This is a genomic window from Kitasatospora sp. NPDC057223, assembly GCF_042669755.1.
Taxonomy (GTDB): domain Bacteria; phylum Actinomycetota; class Actinomycetes; order Streptomycetales; family Streptomycetaceae; genus Kitasatospora.
The window spans coordinates 50,088-76,742 of sequence record NZ_JBHUWW010000009.1 but is presented as its reverse complement, the minus strand read 5'-3'; the positions used below and the strand labels follow the sequence as shown (position 1 = coordinate 76,742).

Annotated in this window: 21 protein-coding genes; 8 read left to right on the top strand and 13 right to left on the bottom strand. The window is 74.2% G+C overall.

The features are described 5' to 3' along the window. Window positions 1-103: 103 nt before the first annotated feature. The 7 genes from ACFUK0_RS06100 to ACFUK0_RS06070 all read right to left on the bottom strand — a co-directional run bounded on the left by ACFUK0_RS06100 (window position 104) and on the right by ACFUK0_RS06070 (window position 8,807). Window positions 104-745: a lactate utilization protein C gene (locus tag ACFUK0_RS06100; RefSeq protein ID WP_380246853.1), complete on the bottom strand. Its 642-nt coding sequence runs from the start codon at window positions 743-745 to the stop codon at window positions 104-106. Then, the gene (locus tag ACFUK0_RS06095; RefSeq protein WP_380246852.1) at window positions 742-2,178 is read right to left on the bottom strand and encodes a LutB/LldF family L-lactate oxidation iron-sulfur protein; all 1,437 of its coding nucleotides are present in this window, start codon (window positions 2,176-2,178) and stop codon (window positions 742-744) included. Before ACFUK0_RS06095 ends, ACFUK0_RS06100 begins: the two co-directional genes overlap by 4 nt. Continuing rightward, a complete protein-coding gene (locus tag ACFUK0_RS06090; protein ID WP_380246851.1) occupies window positions 2,175-2,930 on the bottom strand; it encodes a (Fe-S)-binding protein in 756 nt (251 codons plus the stop codon). The genes ACFUK0_RS06095 and ACFUK0_RS06090 overlap by 4 nt, the downstream gene beginning before the upstream one ends. A 290-nt stretch (window positions 2,931-3,220) precedes the next feature. Next, the gene (locus tag ACFUK0_RS06085; RefSeq protein WP_380246850.1) at window positions 3,221-3,589 is read right to left on the bottom strand and encodes a low affinity iron permease family protein; all 369 of its coding nucleotides are present in this window, start codon (window positions 3,587-3,589) and stop codon (window positions 3,221-3,223) included. 175 nt (window positions 3,590-3,764) lie between these two features. Beyond that, a complete protein-coding gene (locus ACFUK0_RS06080) occupies window positions 3,765-4,073 on the bottom strand; it encodes a hypothetical protein (RefSeq protein WP_380246849.1) in 309 nt (102 codons plus the stop codon). A 277-nt stretch (window positions 4,074-4,350) separates the two neighbouring features. Beyond that, on the bottom strand, window positions 4,351-5,394 hold the full coding sequence (locus tag ACFUK0_RS06075) for a hypothetical protein (protein ID WP_380246848.1): 1,044 nt from the start codon (window positions 5,392-5,394) through the stop codon (window positions 4,351-4,353). Continuing rightward, on the bottom strand, window positions 5,391-8,807 hold the full coding sequence (locus ACFUK0_RS06070; protein WP_380246847.1) for a DNA polymerase III subunit alpha: 3,417 nt from the start codon (window positions 8,805-8,807) through the stop codon (window positions 5,391-5,393). The genes ACFUK0_RS06075 and ACFUK0_RS06070 overlap by 4 nt, the downstream gene beginning before the upstream one ends. 532 nt (window positions 8,808-9,339) lie before the next feature. On the opposite strand from ACFUK0_RS06070, the gene ACFUK0_RS06065 reads away from it, so the two are divergent. From ACFUK0_RS06065 to gap, 4 genes are all read left to right on the top strand, one after another. Beyond that, window positions 9,340-9,942: a carbonic anhydrase gene (locus ACFUK0_RS06065; RefSeq protein WP_380246846.1), complete on the top strand. Its 603-nt coding sequence runs from the start codon at window positions 9,340-9,342 to the stop codon at window positions 9,940-9,942. A 43-nt stretch (window positions 9,943-9,985) separates the two neighbouring features. After that, window positions 9,986-11,494: a SulP family inorganic anion transporter gene (locus tag ACFUK0_RS06060; RefSeq protein ID WP_380246845.1), complete on the top strand. Its 1,509-nt coding sequence runs from the start codon at window positions 9,986-9,988 to the stop codon at window positions 11,492-11,494. 106 nt (window positions 11,495-11,600) lie between these two features. Further along, on the top strand, window positions 11,601-12,557 hold the full coding sequence (locus ACFUK0_RS06055) for a GlxA family transcriptional regulator (protein WP_380246844.1): 957 nt from the start codon (window positions 11,601-11,603) through the stop codon (window positions 12,555-12,557). Between the two features lie 111 nt (window positions 12,558-12,668). Continuing rightward, complete coding sequence (gene gap, locus ACFUK0_RS06050; protein ID WP_380246843.1) at window positions 12,669-13,670, top strand: type I glyceraldehyde-3-phosphate dehydrogenase; 1,002 nt, start codon at window positions 12,669-12,671, stop codon at window positions 13,668-13,670. A 49-nt stretch (window positions 13,671-13,719) separates the two neighbouring features. On the opposite strand, the gene ACFUK0_RS06045 is transcribed toward gap, so the two are convergent. The 6 genes from ACFUK0_RS06045 to ACFUK0_RS06020 form a co-directional block, all read right to left on the bottom strand. After that, window positions 13,720-15,312 carry a CHAD domain-containing protein gene (locus tag ACFUK0_RS06045; protein WP_380246842.1) on the bottom strand — a complete coding sequence of 531 codons (1,593 nt, stop codon included), beginning with the start codon at window positions 15,310-15,312 and terminating at the stop codon, window positions 13,720-13,722. A 102-nt stretch (window positions 15,313-15,414) separates the two neighbouring features. After that, window positions 15,415-16,890 carry an MATE family efflux transporter gene (locus ACFUK0_RS06040; RefSeq protein WP_380246879.1) on the bottom strand — a complete coding sequence of 492 codons (1,476 nt, stop codon included), beginning with the start codon at window positions 16,888-16,890 and terminating at the stop codon, window positions 15,415-15,417. A 23-nt stretch (window positions 16,891-16,913) separates the two neighbouring features. After that, on the bottom strand, window positions 16,914-17,942 hold the full coding sequence (locus ACFUK0_RS06035) for a cysteine synthase family protein (protein ID WP_380246841.1): 1,029 nt from the start codon (window positions 17,940-17,942) through the stop codon (window positions 16,914-16,916). Between the two features lie 37 nt (window positions 17,943-17,979). Next, on the bottom strand, window positions 17,980-19,323 hold the full coding sequence (locus ACFUK0_RS06030) for a Y4yA family PLP-dependent enzyme (RefSeq protein WP_380246840.1): 1,344 nt from the start codon (window positions 19,321-19,323) through the stop codon (window positions 17,980-17,982). Next, window positions 19,314-20,321 (bottom strand): ornithine cyclodeaminase family protein, encoded by a 1,008-nt coding sequence (locus ACFUK0_RS06025; RefSeq protein ID WP_380246839.1) that lies wholly within the window; start codon window positions 20,319-20,321, stop codon window positions 19,314-19,316. Before ACFUK0_RS06025 ends, ACFUK0_RS06030 begins: the two co-directional genes overlap by 10 nt. 65 nt (window positions 20,322-20,386) lie before the next feature. After that, window positions 20,387-21,382, bottom strand: a complete 996-nt coding sequence (locus ACFUK0_RS06020) for a TauD/TfdA family dioxygenase (protein WP_380246838.1) — start codon at window positions 21,380-21,382, stop codon at window positions 20,387-20,389. Window positions 21,383-21,757: 375 nt separating this feature from the next. On the opposite strand from ACFUK0_RS06020, the gene ACFUK0_RS06015 reads away from it, so the two are divergent. Genes ACFUK0_RS06015 through ACFUK0_RS06000 form a run of 4 tightly spaced genes read left to right on the top strand, consistent with a single transcriptional unit; the run spans window position 21,758 to window position 26,614 of the window. Further along, window positions 21,758-23,317, top strand: a complete 1,560-nt coding sequence (locus tag ACFUK0_RS06015) for an ABC transporter substrate-binding protein (protein ID WP_380246837.1) — start codon at window positions 21,758-21,760, stop codon at window positions 23,315-23,317. Beyond that, on the top strand, window positions 23,302-24,318 hold the full coding sequence (locus tag ACFUK0_RS06010; protein ID WP_380246878.1) for an ABC transporter permease: 1,017 nt from the start codon (window positions 23,302-23,304) through the stop codon (window positions 24,316-24,318). The genes ACFUK0_RS06015 and ACFUK0_RS06010 overlap by 16 nt, the downstream gene beginning before the upstream one ends. Beyond that, window positions 24,315-25,154 (top strand): ABC transporter permease subunit, encoded by an 840-nt coding sequence (locus ACFUK0_RS06005; RefSeq protein ID WP_380246836.1) that lies wholly within the window; start codon window positions 24,315-24,317, stop codon window positions 25,152-25,154. Before ACFUK0_RS06010 ends, ACFUK0_RS06005 begins: the two co-directional genes overlap by 4 nt. Next, window positions 25,151-26,614 (top strand): ABC transporter ATP-binding protein, encoded by a 1,464-nt coding sequence (locus ACFUK0_RS06000; RefSeq protein WP_380246835.1) that lies wholly within the window; start codon window positions 25,151-25,153, stop codon window positions 26,612-26,614. Before ACFUK0_RS06005 ends, ACFUK0_RS06000 begins: the two co-directional genes overlap by 4 nt. Window positions 26,615-26,655 lie beyond the last annotated feature (41 nt).

Here is a 26,655-nt window from a genome sequence, read left to right as displayed (position 1 = left end):
CGTCTACCCCGTACCCGGCCCGCGACCCGTGCGTCCTGGCTACGATCGCGCTTCGCCGACGTCTGCGGGGGCCGGCGCTACCCGGGCGCGTGGTCCGTCCTGCCTACTGGACGATCACGACCTCCAGGGTGCGAGGTCCGTGGACTCCCTCCACGCGGTCGAGTTCGATGTCGCTGGTGGCGGAGGGGCCGGAGATCCAGGTCTGCGGGCGGGCCGGGTCGAGCAGCGGGAGCGCCTGCGGGACGGAGGCGACCACCTGGCCGGCCAGCACGACGCAGATGTGGTGGTCGGGGACGAGGGTGAGCAGGCGCCGGCCCTGGCCCGGGCCGGCGTCGAGGACGAGGGTGCCGGTCTCGGCGATGGCGAGGGCGCAGCCGGTGATCACGCTGTCGGTGTCGTCGAGTCGGCGGGCGGTCAGGGTGCCGTCGTCGGGCAGTTGACCGGCGGTGGTCTCGGTGAGCCAGTCCTGCGGGAGGCCGGCGGGGACGACGAGGGTGCGGGTGCCTCGGTCGGTGAGCAGACGGGCGAGGAGGGCGGGCAGGGCGTCGGGGGTGGTGCGGTGGACGAGGGCGCGGTAGTCGGTGAGGTTCTCGGCGAGGAGGTCCAGGAGGGCCTGGGGGTCGTCGGGGGTGTGGGTGTGGAGGTAGTCGCGTCGGACGGGGTGGTCGGCGGGTTGCTCGTCGGTGGGGATGTCGGTGAGGGCGTGGCGGATGCGGGCGAGGACGGTGTCGCGGGAGGTGCTCATCGGGGGCCGTCCTTGCGGTCGCGGTTCTTCGCCCACCAGTCGCGGAAGGGTTCGGCGGGCATCTCGGGCAGGTCGCGGGTGTCGGTCCAGGCCTTGGCGGGGCCGATCGGCAGTCGCCTGGGGTGCAGGGCACGGCTCTTCGCCGCCAGGCGTTCGGCTGCGGTGAGCGCGGCGGGGTGGTCCAGCAGCCAGGTCGCCGCCTTCATCGCGGCCCGCTCGACGCGGTGCCCTCCGGATTCGACGACCTGTTCGCGCAGGTGGACGAGGACTTCGGGGATGTCGATGGCGACCGGGCACACCTCGTAGCAGGCCCCGCACAGGGTGGAGGCGAACGGCAGCGAGGCGTCCACCTCGCTCTGCAGGCCGCGCAGTTGGGGGGTGAGGATGGCGCCGATCGGGCCCGGGTACGGGGAGCCGTAGGCGTGGCCGCCGGCCCGCTCGTAGACCGGGCAGACGTTCAGGCACGCCGAGCAGCGGATGCAGCGCAGGGCCTGGCGGCCGACCTCGTCGGCGAGGGTGTCGGTGCGGCCGTTGTCGAGCAGGACGAGGTGGAACTCCTGCGGACCGTCGCCGTCGGTGGTTCCCGTCCAGGTGGAGGTGTAGGGGTTCATCCGCTCGGCGGTGGAGGAGCGCGGCAGGAGCTGGAGGAACACCTCCAGGTCGCGCCAGGTCGGGACGACCTTCTCGATCCCGACCACCGAGATCAGCGTCTCCGGCAGGGTCAGGCACATCCGGCCGTTGCCCTCCGACTCGACGACGACCAGGGTGCCGGTCTCCGCGACCAGGAAGTTCGCGCCGGAGACGGCGACCTTCGCGCGCAGGAACTTCTCCCGCAGGTGCAGGCGGGCGGCCTCCGCCAGGTCGGCCGGGCGGTCCGTCAGCCCCTCGGGGGCCGGGCGGCCCCAGCGGCCCATCGCCCCGGCGAAGATGTCCCGGATCTCGCTGCGGTTCTTGTGGATCGCGGGCACGAGGATGTGCGAGGGCAGGTCGTCGCCGAGCTGCACGATCAGCTCGGCCAGGTCGGTCTCGTAGGCGGTGATGCCCTCGGCGGCCAGCGCCTCGTTCAGGCCGATCTCCTGCGTGGCCATCGACTTGACCTTGACCACCTCCCGCTCGCCCTTCGCGTGCACGAGGTCGGCGACGATCCGGTTCGCCTCCGCCGCGTCCGCCGCCCAGTGCACCACTCCCCCGGCCGCCGTCACCGCCTCCTCCGCCTGCAGCAGGTAGCGGTCGAGATGGCGCAGCGTGCGGTCCTTGATGTCCTTGCCGGCTGACCGCAGTTGGGCCCAGTCGTCGAGTTCGGTGACGGCGGTGGCGCGTTTGTCGCGGATGGTGCGGGTGGCGCGGGTGAGGTTGGCGCGCAGCTGCGTGTTCTGGGTGGAGGTTTTCGCGGCCTTCGGGAAGGCCGGCATGCCCAGGTAGGTGCCGCTCATACGAGGGTCTCCGTCTCAGTCGAGGCCAGGATCTCGGCCAGATGCACCGCCCGCATCGCAGCCCCCTGGCGGCGCAGCGTGCCGTCGATGTGCAGGAGGCAGGAGTTGTCGGCGCCGCAGAGCACTTCGGCGCCGGTGGCGACCGCATGGCGGACCTTGTCGGCGCCCATCGCGGCGGAGACGTCGGGGTTCTTCACCGCGAAGGTGCCGCCGAAGCCGCAGCACTCCTCCGCCCCCGGCAGCTCCCGCAACTCCAGGCCCTTCACCGCCTCCAGCAGGCGGCGCGGCCGGTCCCCCAACCCCAGCATCCGCAGGCCGTGGCAGGACGGGTGGTAGGTGACGGTGTGCGGGAAGTACGCGCCGACATCCACCACGCCCAGCACGTCCACCAGGAACTCCGTCAGCTCGTACACGCGCGGGACCAGCGAGGCCGCCACGTCGCCGAGTTCACCACCTCGGCCCTCCGCCGCCGCCTTCGCGCCGATCCGCGGATAGTTGTCGCGGACCATCGCCGCACACGAGCCCGACGGCGTCACGACGTAGTCGTAGCCGGCGAACGCCCGCCCCATCCGGCGGACCAACGGCTCCGTCTCCCGCCGGTACCCGGTGTTGAACTGGGGCTGCCCGCAACACGTCTGCCCCGCCGGGAAGTCCACCTCCACACCCAGGCGCTCCAGCAACGCCACGACGGCCCGGCCGGTACCCGGATGGACGGCGTCGTTGACGCAGGTGATGAACAGTGCCACGCGCATCGCAGCTCCCTCGTCTCTCCCGGTGGAGTGGGGGCTCGTACGACGCCGGTGCCCGGGCCGCCGCGAAGGCCACGGGCTGTCGCCGCCGCGCGGTGACTGCCGACGACGAGCCGTCACATCTCGTGCCGGTCGGAGACGATACCCTGCGCCCCTGCCTGGACCAGGCTGTTCCGCCTTCTCCGTCGGGCAGGCGCGGCAGGACTGCGGGGAGTCAGGCGTCGCGGCTCAGCCGGCGGGCGGCTCAGGGCGGAACGGAGCGCGGCCCGGGCGCGGATGCAGGCGCGGGTGTGTCAGAGCCTTTCCTCCAGGCGGATCGCCTTCCGGAGCGCTTCCTGGGCTTCGCCCCCGTGGCCCTCGTGCTGTTCGAGGAGGGCTCCGGCGATCGCGTCGAGTTTGCGTTGGAGGGCGTGCTCCGCACGGCGCTCGGCGTTCTTGAGCAGCGCCAGGAGGAGCAGCGTGACCGCGGTCATGGTGTCGCCCACGAGGATCTGCCACTCCGTCGAGAGACCGGCCGCGTGAGCCGCGACGAACGCCGCCACCAACAGGACGCAGAACACGGAGAACGCCGGTGAGCTGGTGAGATTGGAGGCGGCTTCGGCCAGCCGCTCGAAGCGGCCGCGCGCGCCGTCACTGCGCTCGGCGGGGTGGGAGAGCGTCATGCCTTCTGCCTACCATTCGTCGTCTGCCGCCGGGCCCGGCGCCACGCGGGGCGTCGCCGTCCCCGTTCCGGGGCGATCGCCCGGACAGGCCGCCGCAAGGGCGGGCCGGCGGGCCGCGACCCCAGGCGACGGTTCGCTGCGGTGACCCTGCGATCCGGCTCACCGGTTGTGGCGCTCACCGGCTGCTCCGGTCGTCGTCGGCGCAGCCGCGGATCACGGCGAAGGCCGCTGCGGACAGCAGGGCCCAGCAGCCGGTGAATGCCCAGAACACGGCGGCCGCCGAAGTCCGGAGCCCGGCCGCCGTCAGCCCGAGGCCCAGCGCGCCCAGTGCCAGGACGGTGCGCGGGCGCAGTCCGCAGACCACGTCCACGGCCCGGCCCCGCAGCTCCAGAGCGGCCCTGCGCAGGGCCGCGTCCAGATCACGGCGTCCCGGCTGTTGAGGCTCCGCCCCGGCCCGTACCGCCTGTTCCCGCCCGTCCGTCATCACGTGCCTCTCCGTGCCGCAGCAGCTGTCCGCCGGAACGGCTGCCCCGGATCCGCCCGGCCAATCGCCCGGAGTGACGGCCGAGGCGCTGAGGGCGCGAAGGCCTGGGAGGCCGAGAAGGCGGAGAAGGCGGACCTGGTCGGCAGGGTCGTGGCGGCGCTGGCCGTCCGCACCTGCGTCAAGGCGTCACGGCACGGTCCGACTGTCCCGGACCGTCTGTGCAGAGGCCCGGGACGGTGATGAGAGGCCCCGCCGGTTCGCAGCCGCCACTCGGCACCTACCCGCCCAGCCGCCGGATACCCGCTTCCGGGAGTGACGGCGGCCGGGTGGCCCGGAGCTTCGGGTTGGTGAGGGCGGCGGGGTGGACGGTGCCGGTGCCCCAGCGGTGGTTGGCGCGGTCGATGACGGGCTCCAGCGTCCGGTTGTTCTCGGTGGCCGTGTCGAGGGTGAGCTGGACGAAGCCGTGCTCGGCCGCGGCGAGGCCGTTGACGCGGGCGGTGACGGCGCGGATCCGGGCGCGCTGGAGGCCGAGTGCCCCGAACAGGGCGTACAGGGTCTCCTGGAGGAGCGGGGTGTGGGCGGTCGCCTCCCGCAGGGTCCGGGAGCGGGTGGTGGTGCTGCGGTCGGCGTAGGTGATCTGCAGCTCCACGGTGCGGGCGGTCTTGTGGCCGGTGCGCAGGCGGGCGCCGAGGTCAACGGCGAGCCCGAGGAGCGCCTGGCGGACCTCGTCGGGGTCGAGGACGTCGCGGTCGAAGCGGCGGCTGGCGGCGATGCTCGTCGGCGGGCCGGCGACCGTGACGCCGCGCGGGTCGATGCCCTGGGCGCGCTGGTGCAGGAGCCGGCCGGTGCTGCCGCCCGCGATCCGCTGGAGGGTGGCGAGCGGCAGGCCGGCGAGGTCTCCGACGCTCTCGATGCCGTACCGGCGCAGGCTGCGGGCGAGCACCGGGCCGACGCCCGGCAGCGCCTCGACGGGGCGGCCGCGCAGGAACCGGCCGGTCGCCTCCGGGCCGGCGTCGAGGATGCGGACCTCGCCCGGGGCGCAGGTCTCGGCGGCCATGGTGGCGAGCATGCGGTTGGGGCCGCCGCCGATCGCCACGGTGAGGCCGTAGCGGGCGAGCAGCCGGGTCTGCAGCAGGTCGGCGAGGCCGGCCGGGGTGCGGTCGAAGTAGCCGAGCGCGCCGGTGACGTCCATCAGCGCGCCCTCCGGCGGCAGGGCCTGCGCGACGGGTGAGACGTCGGCGAGCGCGGTGAACAACTGCGCGTACACCTCGAACGAGGGCCGGGTGAAGTGCAGGTGGAGGATCGCCCGGTCGCGGGTCATCCGGCGCTCCCCTGGCTCGCGTGCCACAGCCGCCCGGCCCCCGGGCCGGGGGCGCGGCGTCCGGCGGTCGCGTCCGGCTCGTCGTGGGCGGCCTGCGGCTGCGGGCCGGCGGCCAGCAGGGCGCGCACCGCGGCGGTGCCGCCGGCGGCGTGGGCGTCGGCGACGTCCTGCAAGTTCCACGCGCAGACCCCGATGACCGTCACGGACCTGCCGCGGCGCGAGATCGTGCCGCGGGCCAGCAGCAGGAAGTGGTGGAAGAGGTTGTGGGCGGCCTGTTCGTGGGTGTCGTCGAAGTAGGTGAGGTCGACCTGTCCGCCCTCGGATCCGTCGTCCAGGGAGACGAAGATGGTGCGGCGCCCGGAGCGCATCGGCGGGGTCTGGATGGCGACCTTCGCTCCGGCCACCAGCACCGCCTCCCCCGCCGGACAGTCCTTCAGCCGGTGCGAGGGGGTGACGCCGAGTTCGGCGAGCAGCGGGTGGAAGGGCTGCATGAGGTGGCGGCTGGCGTCCATGCCGATGACTTCCAGTTCGGCCTGCGTCTCCTCGGCCGTCGTCATCACGGGCAGGCCGCTCGCCCCGGGCTCGGGCGGTGCGGGCGCCGCGAGGACGAGCTGGTCGGGGATGGCGGTGGTGCGGTGCTGCCGGTGGAGTTCGTCGACCTGCAGCAGGAGTTCGCGGCGGTGGGCGCCGGGGGCGAGGGCGTCGAGGGCGCCGATGCGCACCAGGCGGTCGGCGACCGGCTGGGTGGGGCGGGCGCGGGCCCAGAAGTCGGCGACGTCGGTGTAGGGGCGGCCGGCGGCGATCCGGGCGGCCTGGTCGTCGGTGATGCCGTGGACGTCGGCCAGCGAGATCCGCAGGCCGAGCCGTCCGTCGGGGAGCCGTTCGGTACGGTAGTCGGTGCCGGAGTGCTGGACGTCGACGGGCAGGATCGGCACGCCGCGGCGGCGGGCGTCGGCGAGGACGAGCCGCTTGGGGTACATGCCGGGGTCGTGCTCCAGCAGGCCCGCGTAGAACGGCGCCGGGTAGTGCGCCTTCAGCCAGGCGGACTGGAGGGTGGGCAGGGCGAAGGCGACGGCGTGCGCGCGGGCGAAGCCGTAGGCGCCCATGTTCCTGAGCATCTTCCAGACCTGGTCGACGACGTCCGGGTGGTAGCCGGCGGCTGCGGCGCGCTCGCGGTACCAGGCCTCCAGCGCGGGCATCCGCTCGGCCCTGGACAGGGCCCGGCGGGCCTCCTCCCCCATCGCGAGGTCGGTGCGGGTCATCGTGGCGAACACTCCGGCGACCTGCTCGTTGAAGATGATCACGCCGTAGGAGGAGCGCAGCCACGGCTCCAGGTCGGGGTGCGGGTAGGTGACGGGCTTCTCGCCGTGCCGGCCGAGGAGGAAGGGCCGGATCATGTCGGCCTGCACCGGGCCCGGGCGGAACAGCGAGATCTCGGCGACCAGGTCGGCGAACGTGGACGGCTGGAGGCGGCCGAGCAGGTCCTTCTGGCCGGGGGACTCCAACTGGAAGACCCCGAGGCTCTCGCCCTCGCACAACAGCTCGTAGGCGGCCGGGTCGGTGAGCGGGACGTGGGCCCGGTCGTCGAGGTCGATCCGCCGCCCGGTGGTGCGTTCGATCTCCTGCACCGCGTACGCCATCGAGGACTGCATCCGGACGCCGAGGACGTCGAGCTTGAGGAGGCCGAGGCCGTCGCGCTCGACGTCCTCCTTGTCGAACTGGGTGGCGGGGAAGCCCTCGGTGGCGGTGGGGACGACCGGTGTGCGGCGCAGCAGGGTGTCGTCGGAGAGGATGACGCCGCAGGGGTGCATGGCGGTGCCGCGCGGGAGCGCGTCGAGGCCCTCCACCAGGTCCCAGAGGGGGCCGTAGCGGTGGGCCTGCCCGGCGACCTGGCGCAGTTCCGGCAGTTCGCGCATCGCGGTCCTCACCGAGCGGGCGGTGATGTGGGGGAAGGCCTTGGCGAGGCGCCCGACCTCGTCGGGGGGCAGGCCCAGCGCGGTGCCGGCGTCGCGGATCGCCCAGCGGACCCGGTAGGTCTCGGGCATGGAGAGGGTGCAGACCCGGTCGGTGCCGAAGCGCTGCATGATCCGGCGGTAGACGTCGAGGCGGCGGGCGGACTCCACGTCGATGTCGATGTCCGGGAGGGAATTCCTCCTGAGGTTGAGGAACCGCTCGAAGACCAGCTCGTGGTCGAGCGGGTTGGCGAAGGAGACGCCGAGCAGGTGCACCACCAGGGAGCCGGCGCCGGAGCCCCGGGCCTGCACCCGGATGCCCATCTCCTTGACGTCGTCGACGACCTGGGCGACGGTCAGGAAGTACGTCGGCCAGCCCAGCGTGGAGATGACCCGCAGTTCCTCCTCCAGCCTGCGGCGCATCGTGGCGGAGCGGTCGTAGCCGTGGCGGACCATCGCCGCCTCGCAGCGCTCGCGCAGGGTGCGCGCCGAGGTGCCGGGGGCGGCGCCGATGACGTGCTCCTCGGGGAAGTGCACCCGCCCGATCCCGAGGTCGGACTCGGGGTCGAGGCGGCAGTCACCGGCGGTGCGGGCGGTTGCCGCGAGCAGGTGCGCCGCCGCGCCCTCGCCCTGGCCGGCCGCCCGTACGACCTCCTCGGCGAGCTCCGCCATCTCGGCGGCGCCCTTCAGGGAGCGCTCGCCGTTGCAGGTGCGGCCGGGCTGGATCGGCATGAGCAGGCGGGCGGAGTCCAGGACGTCGGCGACCGGTGCCTGCTCGCGGTCGGTGTAGCGGACGGCGTTGGTGAGCACCGCGAGGACGTCCAGTTCGCGGGCGAGGCCGACGGTGCGCGCGGCCAGCCGCAACGAGCCCGCTCCGGTGCCGGTGCGGCGGTGGTGGACGGCCTCCAGGCGCAGGTGCGGGCCGAAGACCTCCCGCCACGGTGCGAGGAGTTCGGTGGCGCGGTCCGGGCGCCCGTCGGCCAGGGCCCGGACGGGCTCGGACGCGGGCCCGAGGAGAACGGTCAGCCCCTGCGGGTGCTCGCGCAGGGCCGTCCAGGGGACGACGGGCTGGCCGCCGCCGGCCCGGTCCCGCTCGGCCCAGGCGGCGGTGATCAGCGCGCAGAGGCCGGCCCAGCCGGCCGCGTCACGGGCCAGCAGGGTGACCCGGGGCGCCGACTCGTCGACGAAGGCCCCGCCCCGGGCGGGGCTGCGCCGGCCGGACGGCTGCGCCTCGCGGGCGGCCGGGCGGACGCGGGCGACCGCGAGGTCGGCGCCGAAGACCGGCCGGATGCCGGCCTTCGCACAGGCCTTGGCGAAGCGGACGGCGCCGGCGACGGTGTCGCGGTCGGTCAGGGCGAGGGCGGTGAGGCCGAGCTCGGCCGCGCGCCCGGCCAGCCCGTCCGGCATCGAGGCGCCGTAGCGGACCGAGTACCCGGAGGCGACGTGCAGATGCGTGAACAACGGTGGTCGCCTCCCAGCTCCACGACCCCCTGACTCATCTCCGGCGCCCCCACCTCTCCGTCCACCCTAGAGCTATTCGAACAAGAAATCGAACACGAATCGGCCGGCACCGGTGCGCGTTCACCTGTACGGACGCAGTGCACCAGATCGAACACGGAGCGTCACCGCATCCGGGCATCCACGAGCACCGCATGAAGAGAGGAGCGATCCGCCATGTGCGGCCACAGGGCCATCCCCTCGCACGGGCGACCCCCGTCGGCACACCAGTGCGGGCCGGCAACAGGATGTTAACCGGACCAGCACAATTTCCTCCCAGGTACAGGCTTTGCCTTCCGCATGCCCATGCTTTACTGACTCTTGACGCAGCATCAGGTCACCGGGGGGTCACCGACGGTCAGCGGCGCGCGGGTCACCCGTGCCCGGCGCCCGACTCAGCCCTCAGGGCCCACCGATCTGCGCCGACGGCCCTCTGCCCGATCCGACCGCCCGCCCCCGCCGTCCACGGCGAGGAGGCAGAAGGAGGCACACCCTCATGGACCCGCTGATCGACCGCGCCCGGGCCTTCCCGCAGCGCGCCGGCCTGGCCGGCCGCGAGCTCGACGGCCTCGCCACCGGCCAGTCACCGCAAGCGCTCTTCATCACCTGCTCGGACTCCCGGGTGGTGCCCGCCCTCATCACCGGAGCAGACCCCGGCGATCTCTTCGAACTCCGCACCGCGGGCAACATCGTCCCGCCGTACCGCACGGACACCGCCGCCGGCGAGACCGCCACCATCGAGTACGCCGTGGACGTCCTCGGCGTGCGCGACATCGTGGTGTGCGGCCACTCGCACTGCGGGGCAGTCGGCGCGGTGGTCCGCGGCGACGACCTCAGCGTGACGCCCGCCGTCCGCTCCTGGCTGCGCAACGCCGACCGCGGCGTTCTGCGGGCCGACGGGACGGACGTCTTCGACCCGACCGTCGCCGGGCCGGTGCAACGGCATGTCCTCGCGCAGCTGGACCAGCTGCGCGGCTACCCGGGCATCGCCCGGCGGCTGCTCGACCACCGGGTCCGGCTCCACGGCTGGTTCTACGAGGTCCACACCGGGCTGGTGCTCGCGCACCGCGCCGACTCCGGACTCTTCCTCCCGCTGTGACGGGGCCCCTGCCCACCGTCCGCACCATCTATCCGAGGACCTGATGATTCGTCGTCCCGCCCTTCGGCCCGCCGCCCACCGCCCCTCCGGCCGATTCCGGCCCGCCCACCTGCGAGCCGACCTGGCCGCCTCCCTCGTCGTCTTCCTGGTCGCACTGCCGCTCTGCGTCGGCGTGGCCGTCGCCTCCGGCGTCCCGGCCGAACTCGGCCTGGTCACCGGCATCGTCGGCGGACTGCTCACCGGGCTGCTGCCCGGCAGCAGCCTCCAGGTGTCCGGCCCCGCCGCAGGGCTCACCGTCCTGGTGTTCGCCGCCGTCCAGGAGTACGGGATCGCCACCCTCGGCGTGATCACCGCCGCCGCCGGGCTGCTCCAGCTCGCCATGGGCGCCCTGCGCCTCGGGCGGCTGTTCCGCGCCATCTCGGTCTCGGTCGTCCAGGGCATGCTGGCGGGAATCGGACTCGTGCTGATCTCCGGCCAGCTCTACGCCCTGGCCGACGCGAAAGCGCCCAGGAGCGGACTCGACAAGCTCACGGGCCTGCCCGGCCTCCTCGCCGACACCGCCACCTCGTCGCAGGCACTCACCGCCGCCGCCATCGGCGTCGGCACCATAGCCGTCCTGGTGCTCTGGCCCGGACTGCCCGCCCGGGTCCGGATCGTGCCCGCGCCGCTGGTCGCCGTCGCCGCGGCCACCGCCGCCACCGCGCTGTTCGACCTCTCCGTCGGCAAGGTCGAGGTCGCCGGCCTGGCCGGGGTCGTCGACCTCCCCGGCGGAGAGGACCTGGCTGCGCTCGGCAACGCCGGCGTCCTCGGCACCGTGCTCGCGTTCGCCCTGATCGCCTCCGCCGAGAGCCTGTTCAGCGCCGCCGCGGTGGACCGCCTGCACGACGGCCCGCGCACCCGGTACGACCGGGAGCTGATCGCCCAGGGGGTCGGCAACACCGTCTGCGGCGTGCTCGGCGCCCTCCCGATGACCGCCGTCATCGTGCGCAGCGCGGCCAACGTCCAGGCCGGGGCGCGGACCAAGGCCTCCCGCGTGCTGCACGGCCTCTGGCTGCTGCTGTTCGCCGCGCTGTTCCCCGCCGCCCTCTCGGTCATCCCGCTCGCCGCACTGGCCGGCGTCCTGGTGCACGCCGGGGCCAAGCTGGTACCGGCCAAGGCGCTCGTCCCGCTGTGGCGGGCGCACCGCGGGGAGGCCGTGATCCTGGTGGCCACGGCGGTCGCCGTCGTCGCGACCAATCTCTTCGAGGGCGTGCTGCTCGGCCTGCTGCTCGCCGTGCTGAAGAGCGCCTGGGACACCTCGCACCTGCACGTGGACGTCGACGAGCCCGGGGACGGCACGGTCGGGGTGACGCTGGCCGGCAGCGCCACCTTCCTGCGCCTGCCCCGGCTCCTGGACACGTTGGAGCAGTTGCCCGCCGGCCGGATCGTCCACCTGGACCTCACCGGCCTGCGCCACCTCGACCACGCCTGCCGCAGCGCGCTGGAGGCCTGGGAGGAACGCCACAACCGGGTGGGCGAGACCGCTGTCGTGCGTGTCCCGGCCGCCGTCTGACCGACCGTCGACTCCCCTGCCGGAGCGGTGCGGGCCGCCCCGGCAGGGCACCCCGGGCCGGGGTGGGCGGGAGTGCGCGACCCCGCGTCCGCGTACTGTCTTCCTCGTGTCAGCCTCACCTCTTCATCGTGTCGCCGTCCTTGTCCTCGAAGGCGCGAAGCCTCTCGATGTGGGCATCCCCGCACAGGTGTTCACGACGCGCGCGAGCATGCCGTACGAGGTGCGGGTGTGCGGCGCGGCGCCCGGGCCCGTGACCGGCGGCGACGGCCTCTCGTACTACGTCGCGCACGGCCTGGACGCGCTCGCGTGGGCCGACATCGTCTTCGTACCCGGCTACCGGTTCCCGGACCGCACCGAACCGCCGCAGGCCGTCATCGACGCGCTGATCGCCGCCCACGACCGGGGCGCGCGGCTCGCCGCCATCTCGACGGGCGCGTTCGCGCTCGCCGCCACGGGCCTGCTCGACGGCAGGCGCGCCACCACGCACTGGCACTACACGCGGGCACTGGCGGCGAAGCGCCCCCTCGTACGGGTCGACGAGAACGTGCTGTTCGTGGACGAGGGCAGCGTGCTGACGTCGGCCGGAGCGGCCTCGGGGATCGACCTGTGCCTGCACATCCTGCGCGGTGATCTCGGCGTGGCGGCGTCCAACCACGCGGCCCGGCGCCTGGTCGCAGCGCCCTACCGCAGCGGCGGTCAGGCCCAGTACGTGCCGCGCAGTGTGCCCGAGCCGCTCGGCGAGCGGTTCGCCGCCACCCGCGAGTGGGCGCTGCGGCGGCTCGGCGAGCCGCTGACGCTGGAATCGCTCGCGCGGCACGCGGGGGTGTCGCCGCGCACCTTCTCGCGGCGCTTCGTCGAGGACACCGGGCACACGCCGATGCAGTGGGTCATGCGCGCCCGCATCGACGTGGCCCGGGAGCTGCTGGAGCGTTCGCAGCGCGGTGTCGAGCAGATCGCCGCCGACGTCGGTCTCGGCACCGGCGCGAACCTGCGGCTGCACTTCCAGCGCATCCTCGACACCACGCCGAGCGAGTACCGGCGCACCTTCGCCCAGGGCGAGTAGCCCGCCGCACGGCGTGGCGCGATCCTTTCGAACCGTGGCGATCACCATGCTGTCACCGGTGGCGGCGCCGGGAGAACCTTGTTCCGAACCCGAAACCGGAAGGAAACACCCATGACTCGCATCGCCATCAACGGATTCGGCCGCATCGGGCGCAACGTGCTGCGCGCGCTGCTGGAGCGCGACAGCAACCTGGAGATCGTCGCCGTCAACGACCTCACCGAGCCCGCGACCCTCGCCCGGCTGCTCGCCTACGACACCACGGCGGGCCGGCTCGGCCGCCCGGTGACCGCCGACGGGGACACCCTCGTCGTCGACGGCCGGCGCATCACCGTACTCGCCGAGCGCGAGCCGGCGCAGCTGCCGTGGGCCGAACTCGGCGTCGACATCGTGCTGGAGGCGACCGGCCGCTTCACCTCGGCCAAGGCCGCCCGTGCCCACCTGGACGCAGGTGCGAAGCGGGTCCTGGTCAGCGCGCCGGCCGACGGCGCCGACGTCACGCTCGCGTTCGGGGTCAACACCGACGCGTACGACCCGGCCCTGCACACCATCGTCTCGAACGCCTCGTGCACCACCAACGCGCTCGCGCCGCTGGCCGCGGTGCTCGACGATCTCGCCGGTATCGAGCACGGCTTCATGACCACGGTGCACGCCTACACGCAGGAGCAGAACCTTCAGGACGGCCCGCACCGCGACCCCCGTCGCGCCCGCGCCGCCGCCGTGAACATCGTGCCGACCACGACGGGCGCCGCCAAGGCGATCGGGCTCGTCCTGCCGAACCTGGAGGGCAAGCTGTCGGGCGACTCGATCCGGGTGCCCGTCCCGGTGGGGTCGATCGTGGAGCTCAACACCACCGTGGCCCGCGACGTGACCCGCGAGGAGGTCCTGGCGGCGTACCGCACCGCGGCGGAGGGCCCGCTCGCCGGCGTGCTGGAGTACTCGGAGGACCCGCTGGTCTCCTCCGACATCACGGGCAACCCGGCCTCGTCGATCTTCGACTCGGCCCTCACCCGCGTCGACGGCCGCCACATCAAGGTCGTCGCCTGGTACGACAACGAGTGGGGCTTCTCGAACCGTGTGATCGACACGCTCGAACTGCTCGCCGCCACCGGCTGAGCGGGGCCCGGGGCGCGCGAACGGGAACACGCCGTCCGACGGGCCCCTGTCAGCCCCCGGCCCAGGCGTCCGCGGCCTCGGCGACGTCGGCCTCGTCGTCGGCGCGCTGCAGGCCGTGGAGGACGCCGTAGCCGAAGGTGTCGCCGCCCCGGGCCCGCACCTCGGCGACCAGCTCCAGCAGCGACTGCTCGGTGACCCTGGCGTCCTGGCGGCGGCCCAGCGCCTGCTGGACGTGCTTCGCCCGCCTGCCGAGCCGCTTCGCCGGCCGGCCGGCCGAGGCGCGGTGCACCTCTGCGGTGTAGCGGGCGCGCTTGGCGGCCTTCCGCGCCCCGTGCAGGGCGGCGTCGCGCTCCGGGCCCGGGGGCAGCTTCAGGGCGCGGGCGAAACGGCGGCCGGTGCGGCGCCGCTCACGCAGCAGGATCCGCCGGGCCCGCCGGCCGCCGCGCGAGGCCTTCGCCCGCAGCGGCGGCCGCTCGGCGAGCTCCTCCAGTTCGTCGAGCAGCGCGAAGTAGCGGCGCCCCTCCATCACGTGGACGGCGGCGCGGTGGGCGTGCGCGTAGCGGTGGCCGAACCAGTCGCGCAGCTCCGCCGCCGTCTGCTCCGGCCGGGCCGCGAGCGGCAGGGACTGCGCCTGCGCGACCAGGCGCTCGCCCGTCGTCTCGGCGTCCCTGGCCCGCCCCAGCACCTGTCCGAGCAGGCGCAGTTCCTCGGCGACCGGGTCGGTGCGCGCACCGACCAGCAGGCTCCGGTGCGCGGTGAGGGCGCTGCGGAGGCGGCGGGCGCAGACCCGCATGCGGTGCACGGAATCGGGCTCGTCGATCCGCACGAGCCCGTCGAGCGTGAGCAGGTCGGCGACCTGCTCACGCAGGTAGGCGGTCAGGGCCGCACCGACGCTGCCGGCGGGCGGGGCCGGCTGCGGCCCGGCCGGCCCGGGCCCGGTGGACCGGTGCCCGGGGCGTCCCGGGGCGAGGTGTTCCGGGGCGGGGTGTTCCGGGGCGCGGCCGTGCGCGGCCAGGGCGCGGGCGACCTTGGAGGCGGCTGCCGACCGTGCCAGACCGGCGTCCTCAAGGCGGGCCCCGACGGCGTCCAGGAGCTCGGCCGGGCCTCCCTCGGCCAGCTCCACCTCGGTCTCGGACCATGCCACGGGCCCGGGGAGGGCCTGGCGCCCGGAGGCCGGGGCAGCGCCCTCGGGCAGCTCGGCCGACACGTCGTCGCGGGTCAGCTCGGCCAGGGTGCGGCCGTCGGCGCCGAGCAGCAGTTCGCGCTCCCGGTGCGTCCGCAGGCGCATCACGGGGAGCAGCCGTCCGCCCCGGGCGAGCGCGGCGGTACGGGCGAGGAGTTCGGGCGGCGGCCCGGCCCCGGCCGGGCCGGGCGGAAGGCGGTACTCCGTCCGGTGCTCGCCCTCGGCCCCGGCGCCGGCCGGCACCTTCAGGTGCCACCCCGCGTCGTCCCCGCCGGTGCGCCTGCGGAGTGTGCGGCCGTGGGCCAGCAGCCTCAGGTCCGCGGTGTCGTAGTAGAGGGCCTCAAGCGTCTGCGCCCCGGCCGTCCGGAGGTCCGTGACCTGCGGCAGACCGGCCGGGTCCAGGGCCTGGCCGGGCTTGCCGTCGTAGCTGCGCTCGGTCTCCTGGTGGATGGACGCCATGGAGTTCGCCTACCCGGTCCGGGGCTCCTCAACCGGCTGCCCGGCACGGCGGTACGGCACCCATAGGTCGTCGGAGGCCCGCCGGAGCCGGACCCGGCCGGTTCACGTCGCGAGTACGGCGGCCGGAGCGGATCCGGCCCGGGCGGTGAGGGTGCGGCTGTAGCGGCGCAGCAGAAGGACGGCCGTGGTGGCGAGGCCGATGAGCAGGCCGAGCCAGAGGCCGCGGGTCTCGCCGCCGAGCGGGTAGGCGAGCAGCCAGGAGGCGGGCAGGCCGACCAGCCAGTAGCCGACGAGCGTGATGCGGAAGCCGCTCCTGGTGTCGTCGAGGCCGCGTAGCAGGCCGACGCCGATGTTCTGGGCGCAGTCGAAGAACTGGAGGGCGGCGACGACCACCAGCAGGCCGGTGGCGATCTGCAGACCCTGCCGGTCGGTGGCCGAGCCGGCGTCGAAGTAGGGCCGCAGGACGAGGTGGGGCACCGTGAGGTAGGCGATGCCCACGACCGTCGTCACCACCGCGCCGCAGGCGAGTGCGGTGTTCTTGATGCGGCGGGCGGCGCCGTACTCGCCGAGGGCGAGTTCACGGCTGACGTTGATGGAGGCCGCGTGGGAGAGGCCGACGGCGACCTGGAAGACGATGTAGATGAGCTGGTTGACCGCGGTGTGCGCGGCGAGCGCGGCGGCGCCGAAGCTGCCGGCCAGCAGCGCCGTGACGGAGAAGAAGCCGGCTTCGGAGCCGTAGGTGGCGGCGATGGGGGTGCCGAGGCCGAGCAGTCGGCGCACGGTCGGGGCGTCGGCCTTCCAGAAGTCCGGGCTGAGCAGCGGGGCGAGCCGCGGGTCGCGGCGGGCGCTGGTGTACAGGGCGAGGAAGGAGAGCAGGTAGACGGTGCTGGTGGCGACGCCGATGCCGGTGAGGCCGAGCTTCGGCAGCCCCCAGGTGCCGTGGATGAAGGCCCAGTTGAGGGCCGCGTTGACGGCGACGGAGGCGATGGTGATCTGCAGGAGGGCCTGCGGGCGGCGCATGCCGACGGTGAACTGGCGGATCGCCTGGAACCAGAGGCAGGGCAGCAGGCCGGGGGCGAGGGCCGCGAGCATGCCCTGGGCCCGGTGGGCGACGGCGGCGTCCTGGCCGAGGACGGTCGCCGCCTGGCCTATCAGGATCATCAGGGCCGCGCCGGCCAGGCCGGCGAGGGTGGCGACGGCCATGGCCGCCCGTACCAGGCCGCGGACCTCCTGGTCGGACCTCGCCGTCGCACCGGGGTCCGGTGCCGTCGCGCCGGGGCCCGCTGCCGTCACGCCGGGGCCCGGGCCGGAGTCCGGGGTGGCGAGTTCGGCGCGGGCCGCCGCGGCCGCCACCTGGTTGCCGACGGAGGTGACCAGGCCGACGCCCATCGTGCGGAGCTGGTTGAAGATCACCAGGGCGAGGCCGCCGGCGGCGAGGGCCTCGGTGCCGAGGACGCCCATCATGACGGTGTCGGTGGTGGTGAGGGCGACCTGGGCGAGCTGGGTGAGGGCGAGGGGGACGGCGAGGGCGGCGAGGGCGCGGCTGTCGCGGGCCAGGGTGGTCAGCTGCTGCTGCATGGTGGGGATCACGTTTCTGAAAGTCAGGGCCTGCGGAGTTTGGTGAGGGTCTCGTCGATGTCGGCCTCGACAGCGTCGTCGATGAGGTTGCGGGCGTTCATCCAGTCGTCGTTGAAGACGGTGTCCATGTACTTCTCGCCGCCGTCGTTGATGAAGGCGACCATAACGGCGCCCGGCGGGAGGGCCGGCAGGCGGGTCAGGGCCTCGTGGACGACGCCGCCGGCGGAGCCGCCGATCAGCAGGCCGGTGCGGCGGGCGACGACGCGGGCGGTGGCGAACGCCTCGACGTCGCCGACCTTGACGCCTTCGTCGATGAGGTCGAAGTCGACGAGCAGTCCGAGGGTGGCGCCTTCGGGGGTGCCGGTGCCGGACTGGTAGTAGTCGTGGGCGGGCGGCCCGAAGGCGATGGACCCCTTGGGTTCGACGCCGATGACGGCGACCCCGGGGGCGTGCTTCCGGAGCTCCAGGGCGGTGCCGCACAGGCCGCCGCCGGTGCCGACCGCGCCGATGAACACGTCGACGCGGTTGTCGAGGGCCTGGGCGATCTCGCGGCCGACGGCGTAGTAACCGACGGCGTTGCTGGGGTTGTTGTGCTGCTCCGTGAAGAAGGTGTTGTCCTTCCCGCGGGCCATGTCCTCGGCGAGCTCCTCGCGGGCGGCGGTGTTGAGCTCCTCGCCGCCGTCCTCGGTGACGTGGACGAGTTCGGTGCCCATGGCCCGCATGCCGCGCAGCTTGTCGACGGCGGCGTGGTTGTCGACGACGGCGGTGAAGCGGTAGCCGCGTTCGGCGGCGACCACGGCGAGGCCGAGTCCGGTGTTGCCGGAGGTGGACTCGATGATGTGGCCGCCGGGCCGCAGCTCGCCGCGCTCCTCCGCGTCGGTGATCATCTGGCGGGCCATCCGGATCTTGGCGCTTCCGGTGGGGTTGTACATCTCCAGTTTCAGCAGCAGGCGGGCGCCGTTGTCGGCGCGGGCGAGCTCGAACAGCGGCGTGCAGCCGATCAGGTCGGAGATCCGGGTGACCACCGGTGGGCGGAACAGGGCGTCGGTCATGGCAGGGGGCTCCGTCGGGGGCGGGGTGGGGGCGGGGTCAGCAGGCCGGGCGGTGGTCGAGCCGCCAGCGCGGCCGGCCGTCCGCCCGGTGGACGACGACCTTGGGCGGCAGTGGCAGGTCGTGGAAGGGGGACTCGTTGGAGTCCATCTGGTAGCCGGCGGTGTTGGGGTAGACGAGCAGGTCGCCGGCCCGGGGCCGGGTGGGGAAGGCGATCTTGCGCCAGGTGAGCAGGTCGGAATCCAGGCAGCTGGCCCCGCCCACGCAGGCCCGGTACTCCGGGCCCGTGCGGTGACGGCCACCGGTGAGGAGTACCGGGTCGGGCAGGAACTCGCTGTCGAACCACTGCTCGGACAGGCTCAGGCTGGTGCCGTCGACGGTGACGATCCCGTACCCGGCCCGGTCCTTGACGCCCTGGACGGCGAACACGGACGATCCGGCGCCGGCCAGCAGGGCGCGGCCCGGTTCCAGGAGCAGCATGACGCCGGCTTCGCGCAGACGGGCCGCCAGCGTCGCGCCCGTACCGTGCGGGCGGGCGGCCAGGACGGCGCGCAGAGCGTCGGCCCCGGCGACGGGCGAGTGGTAGGGGTAGAAGTCGTCCGGGGCGAAGGACTTCCGGGCGTGGTAGTCGTCCGGGCCCTGGGCGGCGAGGAACGCCTCCCAGTGTCCGGCCGAGGTGTAGTCGACGGCGAAGCCGCCGCCGATGCTGATCCGGTCGGCCTGGAGCCCCAGGATCCTGGCCTTGAGGCAGAGTTCGACGAGTTCGCCGGCGAGGTCGGCGCGGGGCTGCACCGCGTAGCCGGACAGGTGGAAGCTGAAGCCCTCCATCCGGATCCGGTCCCCGGCCTCGGCGCAGCGCAGCAGGGCGGTGTCCAGCTGCTCGTCGTCCAGGCCGAACCGGCTCCTGGGCTGGGAGGGCGGGAACCGGCGCAGGAGGACGCGGACCGGCCGCGGGGTGTCCAGGTGCAGGACGCGCTCCAGCTCGTCGAGGGAGTCGACGGCGATCAGCGCGCCCTGGAGAGCGGCCACCTGCAGCAGTCGGCCGGCCTTGGCCGGTCCGGTGACGACGAGGTTCTCGCCGCGTACGCCGTGGCCGAGGGCCTCGCGCAGTTCGCCGTGGCTGGCGACGTCCACGCCGGCGCCCTGCCGGGCGCAGCGCTCGACGAACGCGGCGGCCTTGTTGGCCTTCTTGGCGAAGTACACCGTCCCGTCCACCCCCGACTCGTCCAGCGCGGTGCGGAAGGCGGCCAGGTTGGCGTCGAACCGCTCGGGCAGCACGAAGTGGAACGGGCCGCCGAAGGCGTACGACAACTCCTGCAGCAGGCCGCCGGCCAGGATCTCGTCGTGCCAGGGGTCCGGGCGGGCGGGGAGGGTCAGCGCCACAGGGCGACCTCGGTGCCGAGGTCCTGTTCGGCGGCGAGCTCGGCGAAGCGGTGGCCGAGCGCGATGTCGGTGACGACCAGTCCGCTGTTGTAGGCGAAGATCCGCTGGCCGGGTGCGGTGCGGGCGGCGGCGGCGCCGGCCAGGGCGGCGGGCAGCTCCAGGTCGACGGCGCGGAGCTTGCCGTCGGCGTCGGCCATGTCGGTGCCGGTGACCTGCATCTGGGCCTCGCTGGTGGCGATCACGCGGTCGGCCCGGTGCAGGGTGGAGGGCGCCAGGCCGTGGCCGACCAGGACGGCGACCGCTCCGGGCTTGAGCCAGTCGGCCTCGACGGCGGCGGGCGTGTGGGCGCCGGCGGTGGCGAGGATGACGTCCGCGTCGCCGGCGGCCTGCCGGAGGTCGGTGACCAACTCCGGCTCCCGGCCGGGGAAGTAACGGTGCAGCTGTTCGCGGACGGCGGCGATGCCCTCGGGGTGGGTGCCCGACAGCAGCAGGCGCTCCAGGTGCGGGAGGGTGGTGAGCAGGAACGGCAGCGCGAGGCGGCCCTGGGTGCCGGTGCCGATCACCAGCGCGGTGCGGGCGTCGGGGACGGCGCACTCGCGGGCGAGCAGGGCGGAGACGGCGGGGGTGCGCAGGGAGCCGATCCGGGAGCAGTCCATCATCGCGACCGGCAGGCCGGTGACGTCGTCGTAGATGCTGAGCGTCGTGTAGTAGTGCTGCTCCTCGCGCCCCTTGTCCAGGCCGTGCTTGTACGAGGTCTTGATGGCCACCACGTTGCGCACGCCGTCCCGGCCGAGCATCGCGTAGGAGACGGAGTGCCCGTCGGCGGGCTTGACGGTGAGCTTGCGCGGGTTGTCGGAGCGGCCGGCGGCGAGGGTCCGGTAGGCCTGTTCGACGGTGTCGACGACGTCGGCGAGCGTGATGTCGATGCCGGCGAGGTCGCTGGTGCTCAGGACGCGCAGGGTGCCGTCGTGGGGCGTCACGGTGTCCTGGGAGGTCATGGGGGTGTCCCTTCGAGGGGTGGGCGCGGCGGGGTGGTGCCGGTGTCGGGTGGTGCCGGTGGCGTTCAGGCGGCCCAGGCTTCGAGGGCGGCCTGGCCGTAGCCGTGCTCGGCGGCCTCCGCCGCGGGGCGGGTGCGGCGGCCGGGCACCCGGACGGAGGCGCGCTTGAGCCAGCGGTCGGTGCCGTCGTAGCGGGCCCGGAACGGGACGCGTCCGTGCACGACCAGGTCGTTGTCGACCACCAGGACGTCGCCGGGCCGAAGGCTCACCGCGACGGAGACGCGGGCGAGTTCGTCCGCCAGCCGCCCGTAGGCGGCGCGCCACGGCTCCTGCGCCTCGTCGAGCGGGGTGTAGGCGGGGTCGAAGCGCAGGGTGAGGCCGGTCTCGCCGGCGAAGAGGGTCGGCACCGGCGCGGGCCCGCCGCCGAACCGCTGGGCCTCCTCGTAGGCGTCGTCGGGCAGGATCGGGGCGACCGGGCGGGTGAGTTCGGCGATGTCGTCGTCCGACAGTTCGGCCAGGCGGATGCTGGCCGCGGTGGTCGCGATGCTGTCGTGGTTGCGCATGCAGCACAGCAGCAGCAGGTGGGCGCGGCCGGGGTGGAAGGCGTCCTCGGTGTGCGGGGTGAGCAGCACGCTGCTGGACGCGCCGGTCTGGACGGTCTCGTGGCCCGGTGAGGGGACGATGTTGTGGACGAAGCGGCCGTCCTGCTGGCCGTCCCAGGCGATCGGAGTGCCCATCAGCGCGGAGACCAGCAGCAGGACGACGTCCCAGACGGCGCCGGCCTGGCCGACCGTGGACCAGTGGCCGGGGGTGGGGCCGAGTTCGGCGTCGTCGACGTGCAGTCCGCGCAGCACGAAGAGGCCGTCGGCGGTGTCCACCGGGCGGAGTGCGTCGTGCAGTTGGCGGCTGAGCCGCCGGCCGGCGGGGGCGAGGCCGGCGAGCAGGGCGGGGCTGGTGGCGGAGCCGTGGATGTCCAGCAGTTCGGCCGCGGTGGTGGTGAGCTCGGCGACGTGGTGGGCGTCGAGCAGGCGTACCGGGGCAGGGGCGGCGGCGGTGGGCACGGAGGCACCTTCCGTTGCGTGGGCAGGCGGGAGTGCGGGCGCACGGCGGTGACGCGGCCCGGCGGCAGGGTCTGGAAGGAGGCGCAGTAGGCATCGGTCCGGCGCGGCTCGGGCAGCCGGACACCGAGGAACGTAACAACGACCGAGAAGTAAGGCAAGCCTTACCGAATCGATTGACTACATTTGTGTCGTCGATCACAGCGTTGGTGCACGAGCGACACCTGCGGGCGCAATGCGCCTGACCAGGAAGCCAGTTGACGTCGCATCGGAGATGGTCACCCGTCAGCCAAACTGCCCGGAACGGGTTGCACGGGCCTGCGAACTTAGGATAGGTAAACCTAAGCAACTTCTGCTCGACCTGAAACGAGGAACGACGTGAGCGTCACCAGACGACAGCTGCTGTGGGCCGGTGCCGGGATCGGGGCGGCCGGTGCGCTCGCGGCCTGCAGCAGCGGCACCGGTGGGTCGAAGGATGCGGCGGCGTCCGGCGCTTCCTCCGAACAGCCCCGCAGTGGTGGGACGTTGAAGGTCGGCGCGCTGGGCAAGGCGTCCGCCGTCACCCGTGACCCGCACGGCTCGCAGGCCAACGAGAGCGACTACCTGATCCTCAGCCTGGTCTACGACACCCTCGCGGTGCCCGGCGAGAGCACCAACACCGCGCCCCGGCTGGCCACGGGCTGGAAGCCGTCGGAGGACCTGAAGACCTGGCAGTTCACCATCGCCGAGGGCGCGAAGTTCCACGACGGCACCCCGGTCACCGCCGACGACGTCGTCTTCTCGCTCAAGCGCCTGCGCGCCACCCCGGCCGGCGCCTCCCGGCTGCCCGGCATCAAGGCCGAGGGCATCAGCGCCGCCGGCCCGAAGACCGTCGTCCTGGTCTCCGACTACGCCAACGCCGACCTTCCGCTGCTCACCCGCCTGACCACCTTCGTCGTCAAGAAGGACACCAAGGACGATGCCATCGCCGGCGCGCCCGGCACCGGCCCCTTCAAGCTCGACTGGTTCCGCGACGGCAACGCCCGCCTGGTGCGCAACGAGGACTGGTACGGCGGCAAGGTGCTGCTCGACGCCATCGAGGTGAGCATCTTCGAGAGCCCGCAGGCCCTGGCCAACGCCCTGCTCGCCGGCCAGGTCGACGTCGCCTCCAACGTCGGCGCGGTCGCCGCCCGCACCGCCGAGAGCCGCAAGGACATCCAGATCCTGCGCCGTCCCAACGACATGGCGATGCCCGTCGTGATGCGCACCGCCGACGGCCCGTTCGCCGACCCGAAGGTCCGCGAGGCGCTGCGCCTCGCGGTGGACCGTGAGGCGATGGTCAAGCAGGTCCTCTCCGGCTACGGCACGATCGGCAACGACGTCCTCGGCACCGGCGACCCGGCGTTCGCCAAGGACCTGCCCCAGCGCCGGCGCGACCTGGACAGGGCGAAGCAGCTGCTGACCGAGGCCGGCTTCGACACGTCCAAGACCTACGACCTGCTCACCACGGAGGACATCTCCGGGCTCGCGGAGTCCGCGACGCTCTTCGCCACCCAGGTCCGCGAGGCCGGGGTGAAGATCAACGTGGTGAAGCAGGACTCGAAGAACTTCTGGGACGAGAGCTGGCTCAAGGCGCCGCTGTACACCACGTACTGGGGCACCAACGACTCCGTGGTGTTCTTCGCCTCCAAGACCATGGTCTCGGAGTCCGGCCAGAACGAGGCGGGGTGGAAGGAGCCCTCCTTCGACGAGGCCTACCGCAAGGCGCTGGGCACCGCCGACCCGGCGGAGCGCGCCAAGGCGCTGCACCAGTTGCAGGAGATCGAGTACGCGAAGTCCGGCTACCTGCTGTGGGGCATGGCCGACGGCATCGACCTCGCCGGCACGGCCGTGCGCAACCTGCCCAAGCTCCCCGGCTACGGCCGCGTCCAGCTTGAGAAGACCTGGCTGGCCCGTTGATCCCGGCAGCCCCCGCCGACGGCGGCGCCGCGCCGAAGGCCCGGTCCGGGCCGGCCCGCATCCTCCCCGGTGCGGGCCGGGCCGGGCGGCCGGTCGTCCGGCGCCTCGGCATGCTCGTCCTCCTGCTGGCCGCGGTCTTCGCCGCGATCGAGCTCCTGCCGGGCGATGCGGCCGACGCCACCGCGGAACGCGGCGAGAGCGCCGCCGACATGGCCGCCCGCCGGGCCGCGCTCGGGCTCGACCGGCCGGTCGCCGAACGGTTCTGGGACTGGATGACCGGCCTGCCCACCGGCGACCTCGGCACCACGGCGCACGGCCGGCCCGTCACCACCGTGCTGGCCGGGCCGTTCCCGAACACCCTGGTGCTCGGCACGCTCGCACTCGCACTGAGCATCACCGGCGCCCTCGCCCTGGGCAGTTGGGCCACCCTGCGGCCCGGCGGGCGGGTCGACCGGGCCGTCTCCGTCGCCTCCACCGCCGCGTTCGCCCTCCCCGAGTTCGTGGTCTCCGTCGCCCTGCTGCTGGTGTTCTCCCAGTGGACGGGCTGGCTCCCCGCGGTGACCCTCACCGGCTCGGACGGCGCCCCCGCGTCCTGGGACATGCTCGTACTGCCGCTGCTCTCGCTGGCGGTCCCGCAGATCGGCTGGAACACCCGGATCGTCCGCGGCGCCCTCGCCGACCAGGCCGCCCTCCCGCACGTCCAGGCCGCGATCCTCGACGGCCTGCCCCGCCGCCGGATCCTCAGCCACCACATGCTGCCCGGCGCCCTGCCGGCCATCGCGGTCTCCACCGCCACCTCCGCGGGCATGCTGCTGGGCGGGGCCGTCGTCGTCGAGACGCTCTTCAACTACCCCGGCATCGGCGCCGTCCTGGCCGGCGCCATCGCCGACCGCGACACCCCGCTGGTGGCCGGGGTCGTCGCCGCCACCGGCGCGGTCATCAGCGCGCTCCTCCTGCTGGCCGACCTGATCCGCGACCGCACCCTGGGGGCGCGCCGATGACCACCGCAGCCCTCGCCCCACCGGCCCGCCGGCCCCGCGCCCGGACCCTGGCCCGGGTGCTCCCCGCGCTGCTGCTCGTCCTCTTGGCGCTGAGCGGCCCGCTCCTCGCGCCCGGCGCCACCGACCTGCCGGTCACCGCCCCCTACGGCGCCGCCGACGACACCGCCGCCCTCGGCGGCGACCTGCTGGGCCGGGACGTCCTCAGCCGGCTGCTGTCCGGCGGCGCGCCCCTGATCGCCACCGCCCTGGCCATCGCCCTGGCGGTCACCGCCGCCGCCACCGCGATCGGCATCCTCGCGGCCCTGCGCCCGCGCCTGGGCCGCTGGGTCGAACGCGCCGCGGACCTCGCCATCCTGCTCCCGGCCGTCCTCGGCATCATGCTCGTCGCCCTCGCCTGGCCCACGGGCGGGCGCCTCGCCATCGGCGCGGCCGCCGTCGTCCTCGGCGTCCCCTACGCCGTGCGGGTCGTCGCGGCGGCCGCGGCCCCCGTCGCCGCCACCGGATACATCGAGACCGCCGCCGCCGGAGGCGAACGCCTCTGGTACCTGATGGCCCGCGAAGTGCTGCCCAACCTCCGGTCCACCCTGCTCGCCCTGTTCGGCCTGCGGTTCGTCGAAGGCGTCTACGTCGTCTCCATCGCCGCGTTCCTCCAGCTCGGACCACAACCGCCCGAGGCGGACTGGGCCCTGATGATCCGCGAGAACGCTCCCGGCATCATGCTCAACCCCTGGGCCGTGGCGGCGCCGTGCCTGGCCATCGGCCTGCTCGCCGTCAGCGTCAACCTCGCCGCCGAAGCCCTCGCACCGGCCCGGCCCACCCCGGAGACCCCCCTGTGAGCCCCACCGCCCCGGCCGCCCAGGCCACCGGACTCTCCATCGCCCTCGCCGACGGCACCCCGCTGCTCGACAACGCCACCCTCAGCCTGCGGCCCGGCCGCGTCCACGCGGTCACCGGCCCGTCCGGAGCCGGCAAGACCACCCTGCTGCGCGCCCTCGTGGGCGCCGTCGCGCCCGGCGCCGCCGTCACCGGCGGCACGGTCACCGTCCTCGGGCACGACATCCTCGCCCTGCCTCCCGAACGGCTGCGACGCCTGCGCCGCGAGAACCTCGCCTACCTCGGCCAGGACCCGGGATCCGGCCTCAACCCCCGGATGCGGGTGGACCGCCTGATCACCGAGACGGCGGCGGACCGCTCCCGAGCCACCCTGCTAGGCCTCCTCGCGACCGTCCGCCTCCCCACCGACCAGCAGCTGGAACGACGCCGCCCCGCAGCCCTGTCCGGCGGCCAGCAACGCCGCGTCGCCCTGGCCCGCGCCCTCGCCCGCCGCCCCGACATCCTGCTCCTGGACGAGCCGACCGCCGGACTCGACGCGGCACTGCGCGACGAGATCGCCGACCTGGTACGCGAACTCGCCCGGCAGCACGGCCTCGCCGTCGTGCTCTCCAGCCACGACCCGGAGTTCGTGGCCCGCTGCGCCGACGACACCCTGGCCCTGCGCCCGGCCGCCACGCGCGCACCCGCCCGGGGCGTCCCCGCGCCCCGCCCCGCCCCGGCGCAGGCACCACCCGGCACGCACCGGGCCGCCGAGGCCGTTCTGACGGTGCGTTCCCTGCACGCCCACGTCGGAACCGGCCGCACCCGCCGCCAGGTGCTAGCCGAGGTCGACCTCGACGTGCTCCCCGGCACCCTGACCGCGGTCGTCGGCCCCTCCGGCTGCGGCAAGACCACCCTGGTACGCACCCTCGCCGGTCTCCACCGGGCCGCCGCCGGGACCCTCACCCTCCACGGCCACCCGCTCGCCGACACCCTCCGACGGCGGGACCGCGACCAGCTGCGCCGGGTCCAACTCGTCCCGCAGAACCCGCTGGGCGCCCTCAATCCCGCCCGCACCACCGGCGCGACCCTCACCCGCCCGCTCAAGCTGCACCACGCCCTGTCGGCCGGGCAGCGGGCCGACCGGGTCGCGGAACTCCTGGCCGCCGTCGGCCTGCCGGAGGAGTTCGCCGCCCGCTACCCCCACGAACTGTCCGGCGGACAGCGGCAGCGGGTCTCCATCGCCCGCGCCCTGGCCGCCGAGCCCGACGTCCTGCTGTGCGACGAAGTCACCTCCGCGCTCGACGCCGGTACCGCCGACGGGATCATGACCCTGCTGCGCGACCTGCGGAGCGCCCGGGGCCTGGCCGTCGTCCTCGTCAGCCACGACCTCCCGCTCGTCTCCCGCCACGCCGACGCCGTCCTCACGCTCGACGGTCGGGGCAGAGCCGTGCCGGCCGGCCGCCACCCGGCCGCGACCTGAGCCGTGCCACCCGGCCGCCGCTCCCGGAGGCGGCGGCCGCG